This is a genomic window from Corynebacterium sp. HMSC075D04 (genome assembly GCF_001815635.1).
Lineage (GTDB): Bacteria > Actinomycetota > Actinomycetes > Mycobacteriales > Mycobacteriaceae > Corynebacterium > Corynebacterium coyleae.
Genome location: NZ_KV821338.1, coordinates 265503 through 266008, shown reverse-complemented (window position 1 = coordinate 266008; position 506 = coordinate 265503). Strand labels below are relative to the sequence as shown.

At 61.9% G+C, this 506-nt stretch carries 1 protein-coding gene; it reads right to left on the bottom strand.

Annotated elements, in window-relative coordinates; all coding sequences use genetic code 11:
• On the bottom strand, positions 1-442 hold a 442-nt coding region (locus HMPREF3048_RS06285), incomplete at its 3' end, for a biotin/lipoyl-containing protein (RefSeq protein WP_305764118.1).
• Positions 443-506: the final 64 nt, after the last annotated feature.

Here is a 506-nt window from a genome sequence, read left to right as displayed (position 1 = left end):
CGACCTCAACCTCGTCGCCGACTTCCTTCAGCCAAGTGGTGATGGTGCCCTCAGTGACAGACTCACCGAGCTCCGGCATCTCAACCTTGGTGCCCTCACCAGAGGACTTCTTCGGAGCAGCCTTCTTCTCTTCCTTCGGCTCCTCAGCCGGCTCTTCGTCCTTCGCCTCTTCCTTGGCGTCGGCGGAGTCGTCGGACTTGTCGTCGCCGGCCGGGGTTTCGCCCTCGTCGCCAATAATCGCGATGACGTCGCCGATCTCGACGGTGTCGTCCTCCTCAGCCTTGATCTCCAGGATCACACCAGCGACAGGGGAGGGGATCTCGGTGTCGACCTTGTCAGTGGAGACCTCGAGCAGCGGCTCGTCGACCTCAACCTCGTCGCCGACTTCCTTCAGCCACGTAGTGATGGTGCCCTCAGTGACGGACTCACCGAGCTCCGGCATCTCAACATCGGTAGCGGAACCGGAAGCCTGCTTCGGAGCAGCCTTCTTCTCTTCCTTCGGCTCC